The 13716-nt window shown below is 47.9% G+C and carries 14 protein-coding genes; 6 read left to right on the top strand and 8 right to left on the bottom strand.

Going from position 1 to position 13716, the window contains the following annotated elements; translation table 11 throughout:
• Nucleotides 1–71: 71 nt before the first annotated feature.
• Nucleotides 72–1325: an aromatic ring-hydroxylating oxygenase subunit alpha gene (locus AB8599_RS04385; protein ID WP_407332568.1), complete on the bottom strand. Its 1254-nt coding sequence runs from the start codon at nucleotides 1323–1325 to the stop codon at nucleotides 72–74.
• 552 nt (nucleotides 1326–1877) lie between these two features.
• On the opposite strand from AB8599_RS04385, the gene AB8599_RS04390 reads away from it, so the two are divergent.
• From AB8599_RS04390 to AB8599_RS04405, 4 genes are all read left to right on the top strand, one after another.
• On the top strand, nucleotides 1878–2927 hold the full coding sequence (locus AB8599_RS04390) for a hypothetical protein (protein ID WP_407332569.1): 1050 nt from the start codon (nucleotides 1878–1880) through the stop codon (nucleotides 2925–2927).
• A 132-nt stretch (nucleotides 2928–3059) separates the two neighbouring features.
• Nucleotides 3060–4133: a hypothetical protein gene (locus tag AB8599_RS04395; protein ID WP_407332570.1), complete on the top strand. Its 1074-nt coding sequence runs from the start codon at nucleotides 3060–3062 to the stop codon at nucleotides 4131–4133.
• A 341-nt stretch (nucleotides 4134–4474) separates the two neighbouring features.
• Complete coding sequence (locus tag AB8599_RS04400; RefSeq protein WP_407332571.1) at nucleotides 4475–6007, top strand: EAL domain-containing protein; 1533 nt, start codon at nucleotides 4475–4477, stop codon at nucleotides 6005–6007.
• A gap of 173 nt (nucleotides 6008–6180) precedes the next feature.
• Entirely contained in the window at nucleotides 6181–7212 is a 1032-nt protein-coding gene (locus AB8599_RS04405; RefSeq protein WP_407332572.1) for a hypothetical protein, read from the top strand.
• Between the two features lie 75 nt (nucleotides 7213–7287).
• Here AB8599_RS04405 and AB8599_RS04410 read toward each other — a convergent pair whose 3' ends face one another.
• The 7 genes from AB8599_RS04410 to AB8599_RS04440 form a co-directional block, all read right to left on the bottom strand.
• On the bottom strand, nucleotides 7288–8493 hold the full coding sequence (locus tag AB8599_RS04410; protein WP_407332573.1) for a pyridoxal-phosphate-dependent aminotransferase family protein: 1206 nt from the start codon (nucleotides 8491–8493) through the stop codon (nucleotides 7288–7290).
• Nucleotides 8494–8703: 210 nt separating this feature from the next.
• Nucleotides 8704–9030, bottom strand: coding sequence for a TfoX/Sxy family protein (locus tag AB8599_RS04415; protein ID WP_407332574.1), 327 nt, complete (start codon nucleotides 9028–9030; stop codon nucleotides 8704–8706).
• Nucleotides 9031–9100: 70 nt separating this feature from the next.
• Nucleotides 9101–9496: an MAPEG family protein gene (locus AB8599_RS04420; protein WP_407332575.1), complete on the bottom strand. Its 396-nt coding sequence runs from the start codon at nucleotides 9494–9496 to the stop codon at nucleotides 9101–9103.
• A gap of 109 nt (nucleotides 9497–9605) precedes the next feature.
• Nucleotides 9606–9923, bottom strand: coding sequence for a hypothetical protein (locus tag AB8599_RS04425; RefSeq protein ID WP_407332576.1), 318 nt, complete (start codon nucleotides 9921–9923; stop codon nucleotides 9606–9608).
• A gap of 49 nt (nucleotides 9924–9972) precedes the next feature.
• The gene (locus tag AB8599_RS04430; protein ID WP_407332577.1) at nucleotides 9973–10404 is read right to left on the bottom strand and encodes a VOC family protein; all 432 of its coding nucleotides are present in this window, start codon (nucleotides 10402–10404) and stop codon (nucleotides 9973–9975) included.
• A gap of 87 nt (nucleotides 10405–10491) precedes the next feature.
• Nucleotides 10492–11724: an RNA polymerase sigma factor gene (locus AB8599_RS04435; protein WP_407332578.1), complete on the bottom strand. Its 1233-nt coding sequence runs from the start codon at nucleotides 11722–11724 to the stop codon at nucleotides 10492–10494.
• A 10-nt stretch (nucleotides 11725–11734) separates the two neighbouring features.
• Entirely contained in the window at nucleotides 11735–12088 is a 354-nt protein-coding gene (locus AB8599_RS04440; protein ID WP_407332579.1) for a YciI family protein, read from the bottom strand.
• A gap of 194 nt (nucleotides 12089–12282) precedes the next feature.
• Here AB8599_RS04440 and AB8599_RS04445 point away from each other — a divergent pair, with 194 nt between their 5' ends.
• Entirely contained in the window at nucleotides 12283–12606 is a 324-nt protein-coding gene (locus tag AB8599_RS04445) for a hypothetical protein (protein ID WP_407332580.1), read from the top strand.
• Between the two features lie 153 nt (nucleotides 12607–12759).
• Entirely contained in the window at nucleotides 12760–13608 is an 849-nt protein-coding gene (gene hdfR, locus AB8599_RS04450; protein WP_407332581.1) for an HTH-type transcriptional regulator HdfR, read from the top strand.
• Nucleotides 13609–13716: the final 108 nt, after the last annotated feature.

Below are 13716 nucleotides of genomic sequence, written 5' to 3' on the forward strand. Positions count from 1 at the left end.
GATGATTTTGTTTGGCTTTCCCGTTTGTGAATTACGCAAACACGACGCTGACATATCTGAATTCACCACGGTTAGCCTAAGTTTTCTTTTAGCCGCTCGCAGTACCAATTCACGAAATTGATCACCCCAAACTCAAAGGTTTTGGAATAAGGGCCGGGCTGGTAGGCGACGGAGTTGACGCCCCGTTGGTTATTTTCCGCCAGTGATCTGTCTTGGGCGTTGGTGGCTGTCCACACTTTGGCAAGATTTTCAGGGTCGTAATCCACGCCTTCTACAGCGTCTTTGTGCACGAGCCAGCGAGTGACAACACGGGTCTCTTGGGGGCTCACAGGAATGACCTGAAACGCGATCAGGTGGTCACCCATACCGTGGTTCCAAGAATTGGGCAGGTGCAGAATACGCAGTGCGCCAAGATCTGGTGAGGTAATGCGTCCCATGAGTTTTTTGCTGGCAACCTTGCCGTCTAACGTCATGGAATGGGTACCTGCTTTCAGAGGGGTTCTGACTAATCGACTGCGGTTGTTGTAGGTGCCTCGAAATAGGTACGGAATGTCTAGCGTGTCCCAGAATGCTTGTTTTTCGGCGACTAGCGCTTTGAATTCTGGTGTAGAGCGAGGGTCGTTGTTGTCATCCCATTCCAGCAGCGAAGCGAGTAACTCGGGGTGTGAGCCATCACAGTGATAACACTCACGGTTGTTTTCAACCACCAGTTTCCAATTGGCTTTTTCGATGATCTCGCTTTGTACCGCGATTTTGGTGTTTTCCATGCCATGCGGTTCAAGGTAGAGGTTCAGGTCATCGAGAAACTCTTGAATCGGCGGTGGGTTGTCTGCCAAGCAGACAAAGATATAACCACCGGCTGAAGCACAATGTACGGGATGAAGAGAGAACTGTGATTTATCAAAATCGTCGCCCATGTCCGAGCCAGCGTAAACCAAGCTCCCATCAAGATCGTATGCCCATTGGTGATAAGAACACACCAGCTTGGGCGATTTCCCGCGTTGAGTCAGACACAGTTTAGAACCACGATGGCGACAGACATTGTGAAAAGCGGTGATTTCATTGTTGTTGTCGCGCAGAATCACAATGGGGTTATCACCGAGTTCTAGCGTGATGAAACTGCCTTTCTTTGGCAGTTCACAGGACATACCTGCGAAAATCCATTCCTTGCCAAAAATCTCTTCCATGTCGATGCGGAACAGTTCAGGACTGGTGTAGAAGGGTTGTTCTAACGTGTAGTCGGGAATACGCCGCTCGAGCATGGTTTTTACCATTTCTCTGTTGATTGGCGTTGTGTCGATATTTTTCACAGGCAGATGACTCATGGCCCTTTCCTTACTTCCAACCGTCCCAAAACCTTCTGCCGTCTCAAACTGTGGTCGACCGTATTTGGTGTCGAACGTCTTGGGTCAGGCCATAGCGACGGGCATTGGTCAGATAATGCCGTGATTCAAATAGGGGTATTTATGTAATTACGACCTGTTTTGCGCCGTTTTACGACGGCGAAGGAGCTAGGTGACGACATCAACAACTCGCAAAGACGCAGGTCTGTACTCGACGTGATGATATGGCGATAGGCTTTGAATCCAGTATCTTGAGGTTTTTTGGGTATAAAACCCGCCATCAAATAAATACTTTTTGTATTTCAATAGAGAGTGAAATTGGTTTCAGTGAATCGCATGTTTTGAGTGAAGGTATAGATATTAATATTTCAGTCATTTATGTCGCATTTATACAATCTGTGTCTTTAAATACTTCGATTTGTTCATTTTAAATTTCCGAAATAAGCGAATGGGATCAAGATCAATGTTAATGAATTGTTATATTTATTTCACTGTTCTAGGCTGTTCGAAACCAATAAAAAAGGATGGTTTGAAATGAAGAGATTCATCGCAATGCTCTCACTCGCTGCTGCAACGTTTTCTGTTTCTACTTTTGCCGCGATTGGCCAGCATCCCGTCGTTCTTGTGCATGGGCTGCAACCCGCACAATTGCAAGCAAGACCAGACGCGACAGAGGTTCGTGCTGATGGAGAAGTCTATTGGCAGGCGTACTGGCTAACCCATGCGGATATGCGTATCGATTGGCCTTCTCATGAAAGAGTCGCAGGCAAAATCGCCAGTGATTATGCATGGCCAAAATTAAAACAACTTGCACAAAGTAATACCTGTGTGAACGGTTGTATTTTTGTCACCCATTCAACGGGAGATCTCGTCACCCGTTATATTTTAGATAATCAAGAAAACTGGCTTTTAAACGAAGGCTTAACACCATTAAATATTATTTCCACGTTTGATTTCGCTGGCGCGGGCGGCGGTTCAGAGCTTGCTGACCTGGCGGTAAATATTGCTGAAGGAGGCGGCGTTTTAAACGCATCGCTGAGATTGGCTATCTCACTTTGGCTCGGAGATATACCCAACTCCAACAATGTTGGTGTGTTGAATGATCTAAAAGTATCGAATGCTCGTCAAATCGCCCCATTTCCTGATGGACGCGTGCCAAGGGTTCGTTTTGTCGGTGATGCTTCTGAATACTTGGGATTAACCTCGCCTTTCCTACCGGGGCATGACGATGGTGTGGTGTCGTCTCACTCAACTTGCGGTGCAAGCCGCGCTGGCAGCTTTGGCAGTTGTTCAAGATCGGTGGCGTTTGATGGCAAGGTGGCATATCAATCTAATGGGGTTTCTAGCTTTATGCCGCGCCACTACCCTATGTTGATGGGCAGCGGTTATGCTCACGGTGAATTGATTGGTGACCGCCATCAAGGCAAAGTGACAACAGCACGTAACAGTGCAGTATTAGCTAATGGTCAGTCAATTTCTGTCTCCACGCAGGATAAATGGTCGTGGTGGAACTGGGCAACGTACCGCTATGTGAATGGCTCAGATGACAGCACCATGTCTGAACTGGTTGCGGATTTGCTTTGATAGCGCGTTGGCTTAGCGTTAAAGCATGAGAGCAATGAAGATGCAGTATGAAGAAGATACGGCATGAAGAAGATACAGTATGAAAAAAAGGGGGGGGGCTGACCCCCTTATTTGTATAAACAAGGATTGTCAATGAAACGACGTTGGATTGTGGTGGCTCTAGTGAGTATTGGTGCCGGTGTTTTTGGGTTTGCAGGTACGCAAGACGCACCGCCACAAAGCATGGATTTGATGCCAACGAAAAAGAGCGAAGAAAAACGCCCTTCCATGGTGTTGGCAGATGCGGGGTCAAGCACCATTAAACGCGAGGTTTCACCTGTTGAACATCGCGAGCCAGCTGATGAGAACGTCGTTGTACCAGAAGCTATGTCCGCGCAGTTTTCCCGCATTGCTCAAACCTTTGAAACCGAACTGAATTACCCGCCGTATTCTCAGCCTATTGTTGATTTGGCTAGCCCTTACCTGACGCCGAATCATTTTTCCGTGGTGGAAATGCCCGTTCTAGATGGCAAGCACTCTGCAGCGCTGGTGGTCGACAAATATCGTTATTTCTACCCAGAGCCTATCGCGTTTCAGGTAAAAAGTGGCGTGCCTGTTGAGGGCATGCAGTTTTCTTTGATCGATATCGACTCACGAGAAATCGTGGCGACCGGCAACAGTGACAACGCACAAGGGAAACTGACAGCAAAAGAGGATTGGCCAGCCAATGTGCGCCTTCGCGTGAAGGTGCAATTTGATGGCGGTGAAGATGTATTAACCGCGGATGTGAATTATCAAAACCCCGTGGCTTATGTTCTTGGTGCACAACCCGCTTATGTGCAAGGTGCGGACTGGGTGATCCCGCTGGACATTGATGCTAAGCAAGCCGGCTTATATCGCGTGCGCGCCAATCTTTATCGAGAAGACGGACCTCCTGTCGCGGTGTTAACCAGCAAGCAACGGTTAACCGAAGGCGAGAGTACGATTGATGTAAAAGCGCATCAATCGGTGTTTGGTAGTGAACGCGGCGACTACCAACTTCGTGACATTCAAGTGGAGCGCATGTCGGGGTTTCCTGGTGAAGAAACGCGCTATGGCGTGTCGAATGTTTCGGTGATTGAACTAGGCCCTTTCAATGCCAATAGTCTGTCACAAGAGTCTTATCAGCCGTCGGATCAAGAACGTCAACAGCTGCTATTTTTGAAAAGTTTGGCGGGAGAAATCTAGCAGTGTCATTGCGCTAATCATCCCGAGGTTGCCCTGAGTGAGTTGCTTGGGTCAGCGATTTGACGTCACATAGGCTCAAACCCGCTCATTCTGTGTGATTCTTTACATCTGTCCGCAAATCTTTCCAGTCTATTTGGTTGTTACATCGCTTGTTTCATAGCGATTTCATATCAACAGTGATATATATCGCGCTCTTTTTATTTTGCCTACTTTTATTGACGTCTCAGTCACTAACTATCTGCTTCATTGAGAGTTATCAATGTTGTTGTTTGGTGGGGGAAATGGACAACTTTTTGGTCATTTGCTGAGTGCAGCAGTTATTTTGAAGGTTTTCGGAATCAATGAAGCTAGATAAACAGGATGCGGTGTATTACCTCGTTTTGCTTTGCGTGCCGATGTTTTTTTGTGTCTCAGTAGGATTGTATTTGTCCAAACTGACGATTGATCAAAATGCCGAAGAATTTGGCGCGTTTTATCTGCAAACCTTGGACCGTAGGTTGGCCATGCTTTCTACCCAGGTCAGCATGGCGTTGGGCGAGCCAGAGTCTTGTGAGGTCACCCACGAGAGAATGGCGTTATGGCCAAACGTGGAACACTATGCAACGGTCAGAAATGGCGAAATACTCTGTCGCTCTAATCGGTTTTTTGATTGGGCTGATGAAGCACTTGTCGCCAGAAAGCTAGAGCCAGGTATGCATACATATCGCAAGGTGAGGCCGGATGGCAGTGCAGAGGTTGTTCTGGTGCTTACTACCGATGAAGTAGAAGGTAACCAAGGTTTTGTGGTGCTGACCCGCCAGGCGTTTCATGACTACCTGAATCTGGCTCCTTCCCCACGCTATGCCAAGATGACGCTTTGGGTGGGTGATGTGCCAATGGTGGGAGTGCACAATGCCGATGAGGTGTCGACTAATGTGGTTGTTTCCGAAAAGCATCATATGAAATTTGGCACAACGACTTCTGATTCTTACATTCGTAAAATCATGGCGATGTTTGTCCTATCGAGTATATCGATAGGGTTGTTTTTCTCTTTGCTCGCGCATTTTCTGATACGTTCACTTGCGCCGCGTTTTTCGCTCATCGAAGACATTAAACGTGGTTTGGAACGCAATGAGTTCTATTTGCAGTATCAGCCTATCTATGACAAAGACAATTCGCAGCATGGCTTTGAAGCCTTGGCGCGTTGGCAACACCCAAAAATGGGAAGCGTGAGCCCAGAGATTTTTATTCCCGAAATCGAAAAACAGCAATTGAGTATGTTGTTTACGCGATATGTGTTTGAGCAGGTAGTCCAAGATATGGCCAGTTTGAAGTTATCACGGCCTTATCATTTGGGCGTCAACGTGCCGCCTGCGTTTATGTGTAGCGACGAATTGGAAGAGACACTAAAAATCGCGATAGATGCTTTTAAACGCGTGAATCTTTCACTCACGTTAGAAGTGACCGAGCGGCAACTGTTAGATGAGCAAGCCATTGTTCAAATCAATGCGGTGCGTGATATGGGCGTTCGCGTGGCGATTGATGATTTCGGAGTCGGGCATACCTCTTTGTCTATGTTGCAGCGGCTTAAGTTTGACTACCTAAAAATAGACAAATGCTTTGTGGATACAGTGGGGGTGGATTCCATTAACGCCCCCGTGCTTGAGTCAATCATCGAACTTGCTCACCGCTTAAACATCGACATTGTGGCGGAAGGGGTAGAAAACGAAGAACAAGCGGCGTTTTTGGCGGACCGAGGCTGCGAATACCAGCAAGGCTTCTTCCATGATAGACCCTTGTCGATTGAGGCCGTAAAAAGTCGATTGAACACTGTTCAGAATAATGAACGTAATACTCAGCTTAATATTGAGCCGTATGCTGAGCTTTCTCTTTGATCAAGTATCTTAACGTTGCTCGAGCATGCCCGTGTCACCTCAAGTCTCAATACTCACGTTTCACTGAGAACTATTGGTTAGATGCTAAAAATATAAGCTATTCTTTTTAATGGTATTAACAGTAAGAGTGAGTATGGCGTTTGGAGGCGGTAAAGCAGATTGAACCTATTTGTATGAATCGCCAGTGGCGAGCAGGTCTGATCAGAACCGAAATGTTCTGGACAGATCTTCTCGTTGATGAAAAATTTTCTGACGAATCAGGCAGTATGAGTCAGTACGTGGTGGATTACCGTGCGAATTTAAAAAGCCATATGCGTCATCAGCTTGTTCAGCCAAGAGTTTTCTTACTTGGTCTTCGAGATAAGGTTCGTTTTAATCATTTCAAACGCCCAAGCTATAACTTTTTTACGAAAAAGGTGAAATTCTATCTGCTGGTGGGAGCCGAGTCTAAACCGGTTTCAATCACCGTCAAACTGGCGGATTTTTTCTTCAATGATTTGCCCAAGCCTAAGATTATCCTTGAACCGCATTTTGTGACCCTGCTAAGAAATGAATCTGACAATGTGACCTTATCAGTACATGACTTCCTTTCTACCGTGGGAGTCAACCTTGGTCGAAGTTGTGATGTCGTCGCGACCGGATGTAGCCCGTCACCCTATTGGGGAGAAGAGATCGATGAGGTGGTAGCGTTAGCTGCGTTCACGCTTGAAGCTAAGCAACACATCACAAAAGGGAAAGACTTGTTGGTGTATTTGAATGAGTACCAGCTTGATGCGGATTACATCTCCGGCGTTAACTTTGTGTCGGACCTTAGTGTTGACCCTGTGAATGGCGTTGAACAAGAATCCGAGAAGCTTGAAGCGGCGGCTAAGACGTTAGGTGGCGAATCGGCAAGCTCGAAAGAAGAGGGTGCGGCAGAAGCGACTGCGGCAAATCCGTCACAGCTATTGATGTTGGCGCGTTGTTTTTCTCTGTACTTCCTTGGGTTGGATAAGCAAAAATCCGTGCCAATCAAAAACGCGAACAACAACCTTTCTCGATTTATGCAGCGCGAAGCAATGACGCGAATTTGGGTCGATCACGGCTATGAGTCGGACGGCGAGTATTTGCGTTTAGGATCAGAGGAAGTCAAACACTCACCGAACCATGTGTTTTCGATGACACACAAGGACGGTGAGGTATCTGTTGATCGGCAGAGTGACTAAAGCAAACGTCGTTTCCCATAAGCGCTGATGCTGAACACAAGCGAATAAACGAATAGCTAACCGAAACGATAGAAATCATACAAACTGTGGCTGATATTCCTGTAAGGCTTTCTCTAGCATTGCCACGCCGCGTGGCAGATTCGCCTCTCCATCCAACCCTTGAATCGTCGAACCTAACGCGTGAATAGTGCGGAAAATATTGTGCACGCGACACTGTTCGCCCATTTGTCCGATACGGACAATATCTAACCCAAATGAACCTGATATTTCGACTTTAAAATCGTTCGAAATGCGTGCAAGAATTGTTTTTTGATCAATCCCCTTCGGAACATGAATGCCCACCACAGAGTTCAAGCGTGATGCTTTGTCGGCATACAACGACAGTCCTAATCCTTCAATGCCTGCTTGCAGTGCTAATGAGCAACGCAAATGACGGTCGAAACGGCCAGGCAAGGTTTCTTCACAGACCAGACGCAATGCTTCATGAATCGCCATGATGCCGGAAACCGGCGCTGTGTAGTGATAAGAGCTTTGATACCAGAATTTGTCCGCCAGTTTAGCGTCCAAACACCAGTGGCGCAGCGTGTCTTGGCGCGAGGTGATTTTGTCCCATGCTTGTTCAGAAAACGCGACTAAGGAAACCCCGGGAATGCAGCTTAGGCCTTTTTGTCCGCCCGTGATAACGGCATCAACACCCCACTCATCCATGTACAGTGGCATTGTGCTCAGGGTACAGACGGCATCAACAATCACCAGACAGCCTGCTGCTTTGGCCGCGCGGCAAATCTCAGGTAAGGCACTGTTGCACACAGTGTTTGACGTTTCACCCTGCACAATGGTGAGCACTTTTGGCGAGCATTTGGCGATAGCTTGTTCAACCAATAAGGGATCTGCCGCTTTGCCTTCTTCAATGACAAAACGCGTGACATTGCCTTCTACACGTTCAGACATTTCGGATAAGCGGGTACTGAAGAATCCGTTACACACAGACAAGACGTTATCGCCCGGTGCAACCAAGTTGGCAACCGCCATTTCCATCGCGGCAGAGCCGGGGCCTGCCACACCCAAAATGTGTGATGATTCTGTTTGGAAAACGTAGCGCGACATGGCTTTTACCTGCTCGATAATGCGAGACATGGTTTCACCAAGGTGGTTGATCACGATCCCATTGGCGGCGGCCACTTTGGCAGGAATTGGCACTGGGCCCGCACCCATCATTAAAAGAGGTTCGTCCGGCAAGATGCTGTCTAATGATTCTACGATTGGGGCGGAAATGCGCACGCAATAACTCCTGTAAGGTGGTGACGTCCAATGTCTCGATGTCTCGATGCCTCGATGTTTTTCGGGTTTTGGGCATCAGCTATCAGCGCATCTTAGAACAGCGAGTGATTGATTACTATGCGCGTAATGACTTTATCTTCCCGATCTCGTTCAAGAAGCGTACTGAGCGAGTGTGGAGGGTTACTCCACGAAACAACGGTTGAATCACCGCTATTTGGCGGGAAGCGTGGCGACAAACGTCATCGCCAGATCAATCCATTGCCGCAGAACGGTGTCATCCACCGCGTGCTCATCGACAAAAATCAATCCAGACATTTTGCGTCCACCGAGTTCCATGGCTGAAGCACCGGGCCGTGACAATGCCTCTACTTCATTAGCTTTTCCGACTCTGAACATGAAGCGGCCTTTATCCGCACCGCCTAGCATGTTCCCTTGATAGAGAAAGCAAACGCCGCCCATCATGCGTTTGTCTGTGATGCCTTCTTGATCTGCTACCGCCAAACGAAAACGTTGTGTGAGTGCTTCGTCGTATGCCATCAGTTCATCCTGTTCTATGAGTTAGCGTGGCTTACTTAGCTATCTTGGTTATCTTAGTTTCTTGATTTTCTTAGTTTAATGAGGCGTAAAGAAGATAAACGGCGGGGATAATCATAGACGTAAACGTCAGTGTCATTCCCACTGCGCGCCCTAGCGTTGCGCCAGAGTCTGTGAACACTAAGGAATGGTAGTGAATTAAACGCCCTGCCAGTAAGCACGTCCCCGCGATAATAAGCCAAATTTGTGCCATGCCAGTCAGTTCGGCAACAGTGATAGCAATGAGTGTGATGGGGACGGTTTCAACAAAGTTTCCGTGTCCTCGAATTTTTCGCATCAGGTTGGTGTCATCATCCCAGCCGAAGTTGATGTGGCTCGCTAACCGCCGAAGCCCAACCGCAAAGGTAATAGGAACCTGAATCGCGACACACAGCGCGATGATAATAGGGGCAATGTTCAATAAATTCATAGTGATGTCTCATTTTATGCGTCGGTGTTATTAAGCGTATTTCTACTTTGTGTTTAATGCCCCCCCCCAAAAAAAAGCGCTTTACTCTGGGAGGAGGGGAGCACACGGATCAGTGCGCCATATCGACGAGTTCTGACACTTCTAACGTGCCGCCAATCGAAAGGAAGGGACAGGTTTTCGCCATAGAGATGGCTTCCTCCATATCGCTCGCCCCAATGATGGTGAACCCAGACATGGCGATTTGACTGCCGTGAGAGATTTCACCATTAGGCGTTATTCGCACCGTGGCTTTTAACGGGTTGGCAGGGCTGATTGCACGTTCACCTATTTCGTTTAGCCACGCTTGATACTCGGCGAAATGCTGCTTGCCTGCTTCCGGGGTGGTAGGGCGATTCCCGCCTAAATAAGTCAGTAAGAATTTAGCCATTCTCGTTCCTCGTTTTGCTTGCCTGTTTTAGCGCTGTGGGCTGGCATGACTAAGCGTTGCTTTTGTCGTATTTGATCAACGCCAATTTCGCCCCTTGAGGGTCCTTGAATATGGCAAGACGGCCAACAGACGGAATATCAGAAGGGGGCATGATTTGCGTGCCGCCAAGAGAAAGGGCTTTTTCATATCGCGCATCCACATCATCGACCGTGATGTAAACCAGCCAGCCTGGTTCGTTATCGGGAAAGGGTTTGAAGCCGCCAACACCGGATTCGTTCACCGCAATAATGGGGTAGGTAGAGCCGTTTAGCATGGGGTGTTCCATGATCTGCCATCCCAATACGTCCTGATAAAATTGGCGCGCCGCTGCAAAATCTTCACTGCAATGCTCAATCCAGCTGGGTGCACCGTGGGTCAGTTGTGGTGAACTGTCTTGTGTTGTATTTGGTGTGTTGTTTTGTTGGTCATTTGATGTACTCATCACATTCTCCTTTTGTTGAGTTCGTAAGGAGGACGTTTGAGCAGAGCGTATCCGGACAGCAAAAGTGAAAAAAATTAAAAATTTTCCTCAGTGCATCAGGTCTTGGGATAAATTACTGATTTCATTTTGAATATAGTCAGCTTCCCACGGCTGCGTAGTGAGTGCGAAGGCCTGTTCGAATGCCGATATCGCCTGTGCATTATCGTTCATCATTTTAAAAAGGTGCGCGCGGGTAGCATGGAAATACTGATATTCGTGGAGTGCGTTTGCCAATAAGGTCGTTGCTTCAAGTGCGCGTTCTGGGCCTTCCACATAGGCGAGGGCGGCAGCACGATTGAGTGCCACAATCGGTGACGGGGTGAGTGATAACAGTGCATCATAAACGCATAAAATTGCGTGCCAATTGGTTTCTTCCCAACTTGGGGCACGGCAATGCTCTGCGGCAATTCGTGCTTGTAGGCGATAGTAGCCCGCAGCTTGGTCGCCTTGCGATAGCAGTCTCGTCGCTTCTAAGATCATGGTGCGATCCCATTGTTGTCTATCTTGTTGCTCCAAGGGGATCGGTTTGGCATTGATGAGGCGCGCATCTCGGCGTGATTGTTGAAATAACATGAGCGCTAGCAAGCCCTTAATTTCTGAGTCTGTGGGTAGAAGGCTATGCAGCGCGCGAGTCAGGGTGATGGCTTGGTCACTGATGCTGAGTTTGTCCCGTTCTGGACTAGAAATAGCGCTGTAGCCCTCGTTAAACATCAAGTACAACATGCTTTTTACGGCCTTGGATCTTGTGCTGTCGAGAAACGGTGCATCAGAGGAAAGGGCATGGCGACTGACATTGTGCTTGGCTCTGGCGAGACGTTTTTCCATCGCACTCACTGAGACCACAAAGGCTTTGGCGAGCGCGTGAGCCGTCATTCCAGCTAACACGTTTAACGCCAAACAAATTTGTTGCTCTTTGCTGAGCATTGGGTCGCTGCACACGAAAAACAAATGCAGTGTGTCGCTTTGATACAGCATATCTTCTGCTGATTGGTGTGATGCCGTCAGTGTTGATGCGTCGCTGCTTTCAAGGTGAGGTCGATGAGTAGATTGATGACTATGGCGTCGAAAGGTGTCGGTCATGGCGTTTTTGGCGACCACAAACAGCCATGCTTCTGGGTTATCTGGCACGCCTTGTTGTGGCCAAAGTGATAAGGCGCGCATCATGGCATCTTGCACGGCATCTTCTGCCAAGGCGATATCGTGATAACGCTTGACCAAAGCGCCAAGGACTTTGGGGCGCGCTGCCAGGTAGATAGCGCCTATGTCGGGCGTGTTTGTCATATTTTTCGGCTCAGTGTCGACACCATCCGACTGGGCGCACTTCCACGCGATGATGGCGCAGAGGCAGTGATTTCGCATAACCAATGGCGTCAGCTTGGGCGTCACAATCTAACAAATAGAGCCCCAGAAATTGTTCTTTGGTATCCGCGAAGGGTCCATCGGTCACTAGTGGTGCGCCGTCATCGTCTGATGACACGGTGACAGCTGTTTCTGTCCAATCTAAGCGCGCAGAGGCCACAAATTCGCCTTTTTCGACCGTGGCATCTTGGAGTTGGCGGTGCAATATCAACATTTCCTCTTCCTGCTCAGGCGTTAATTGCTTGTTGATGTTTTCTTTGCCGTAAATCAGCAACGCAAATTTCATGAACACACTCCCTGTCATTATTCATTCTAAGTTTAGAACTACATTTTTGAATAACCGTCTGATGTTTAGGATTTATTGCGTTAACGCTTTATGAGATTGGTTGCATTCTCTTGGATAGAACACGTGTCAAAACGGCGGCGGATTACACTAAAGGAAATGAACCAATACGCAGTTGAAAAGCGGTGGGAGGCCAGATGTTTGAGCTTTGGTTGGATGTGGCATTAGGCGCGTTGTGGGGTTTTTGGCTCGTTATGTACCTTGATAGGTTTTACAACAAGCAAGTGGCCGCTATTTATCTTTGCGTGTTTGTTTTTGTACAAAAGAGCTTCAAAGCGAATCGTACGTTGGCCTCTTTCATTAACCTTTTTTTGCTTTGCCTTTTCTTAATGAGTGCGTCTGCGGCGTTTGGCAGTGTGGTGCAGAGTTGGGGCTTGTTTGTTTTTGGCTGGTGTTTGGGGTTCGGTGTTTACTCTCTTTGCTTTTCATTGCCCAAAGCTGCCACTCGTCGCAGAGCATGACTTAGTGAAGCAATTTCCCTTGTTTTACCGATTTAGGGTCATAACTCGTCCAATAGGTATCGAAAGTTGGCAATTTAGGGCTTTTCACCTTGACCAAGGCTAGGTTTTGCACGATAACGCAAGTAGATGATATTACCTTGATATAGCGCTGATATGGATACTGATTTACTACGCACCTTTTTGGAAGTCAATAAGACCCGTCACTTTGGTAAAGCCGCGACAAACCTGTATTTGACGCAGTCTGCAGTGAGTTTTCGCATCCGTCAGCTTGAAATCAAACTTGGCACGCCGGTTTTCACCCGTAAACGTGGTGACTTGCGTTTAACAACTGCGGGTGAGCGTTTTGTGCCTTATGCTGAAAATATCCTTCAAACATGGGGACGTGCGCGCCAAGATGTTGCACTAACGGGATCGTACCAGCAACAACTGACGGTGGGCGCAACCTCGCTGATCTGGGAACTGGAAACGAGCAGTGATTGGCTTGAGCGCGTGCAAACGGTGCAACCTGAATGGGCATTGCGTACCGAATCATTAAACCGCCAGCAAATTTCTAATGCCTTATTGGAAAAGCTGGTGGACGTGGTGCTAACCAGTGAGCCGCCTAAACTGGCTGATCTGCAACAGTTACGCCTAACCAGCTTTGAGCTGGTGCTTGTGTCGAGCGAGTCCGATCAAAATATGGAAAGCATTGCGGAATTACCCCTAGTGTATTTGGATTGGGGAACACGCTTTGGTGTTGAGCATAGCCGTATCCCGGCACTGCAACGTACGCCTGTGCTTCACAGCCATGGTTGCCAACCTGCACTGAAGTTTCTACTTAATCGCGGTGGAGTGGGTTTTCTTCCTTCATCGGTGGCTCAGCCATGGATCGAAGCGGGTGAGCTGCATATGGTTAATGACAGTCCATCAATGGCAGGCGAGCTATTTATGGTCTGGTTATCGAACAATGACAAGAATGCCGATATCGAGGAACTTGTTGCGGCTTTATCCGAAAACGAATAGGCACTCATTTTTAGACCTTGCGTATGCCTTACTTGGGATATGCAAGGTTTCCTCATAGACTTTCGAATACTTACCTACTTACCTACTTACCTACTTACCTACTTACCT

Source organism: Enterovibrio litoreus, from assembly GCF_045679545.1.
GTDB lineage: Bacteria > Pseudomonadota > Gammaproteobacteria > Enterobacterales > Vibrionaceae > Enterovibrio.

Coding starts and splice junctions, on each gene's coding strand:
- AB8599_RS04415 (WP_407332574.1), bottom strand. CDS start 9,030: ATGGCATACGACGAAGCACTCACACAACGTTTTCGTTTGGCGGTAGCA.
- hdfR (WP_407332581.1), top strand. CDS start 12,760: ATGGATACTGATTTACTACGCACCTTTTTGGAAGTCAATAAGACCCGT.
- AB8599_RS04390 (WP_407332569.1), top strand. CDS start 1,878: ATGAAGAGATTCATCGCAATGCTCTCACTCGCTGCTGCAACGTTTTCT.
- AB8599_RS04405 (WP_407332572.1), top strand. CDS start 6,181: ATGAATCGCCAGTGGCGAGCAGGTCTGATCAGAACCGAAATGTTCTGG.
- AB8599_RS04435 (WP_407332578.1), bottom strand. CDS start 11,724: ATGACAAACACGCCCGACATAGGCGCTATCTACCTGGCAGCGCGCCCC.
- AB8599_RS04445 (WP_407332580.1), top strand. CDS start 12,283: ATGTTTGAGCTTTGGTTGGATGTGGCATTAGGCGCGTTGTGGGGTTTT.
- AB8599_RS04440 (WP_407332579.1), bottom strand. CDS start 12,088: ATGAAATTTGCGTTGCTGATTTACGGCAAAGAAAACATCAACAAGCAA.
- AB8599_RS04420 (WP_407332575.1), bottom strand. CDS start 9,496: ATGAATTTATTGAACATTGCCCCTATTATCATCGCGCTGTGTGTCGCG.
- AB8599_RS04400 (WP_407332571.1), top strand. CDS start 4,475: ATGAAGCTAGATAAACAGGATGCGGTGTATTACCTCGTTTTGCTTTGC.
- AB8599_RS04385 (WP_407332568.1), bottom strand. CDS start 1,325: ATGAGTCATCTGCCTGTGAAAAATATCGACACAACGCCAATCAACAGA.
- AB8599_RS04425 (WP_407332576.1), bottom strand. CDS start 9,923: ATGGCTAAATTCTTACTGACTTATTTAGGCGGGAATCGCCCTACCACC.
- AB8599_RS04430 (WP_407332577.1), bottom strand. CDS start 10,404: ATGAGTACATCAAATGACCAACAAAACAACACACCAAATACAACACAA.
- AB8599_RS04395 (WP_407332570.1), top strand. CDS start 3,060: ATGAAACGACGTTGGATTGTGGTGGCTCTAGTGAGTATTGGTGCCGGT.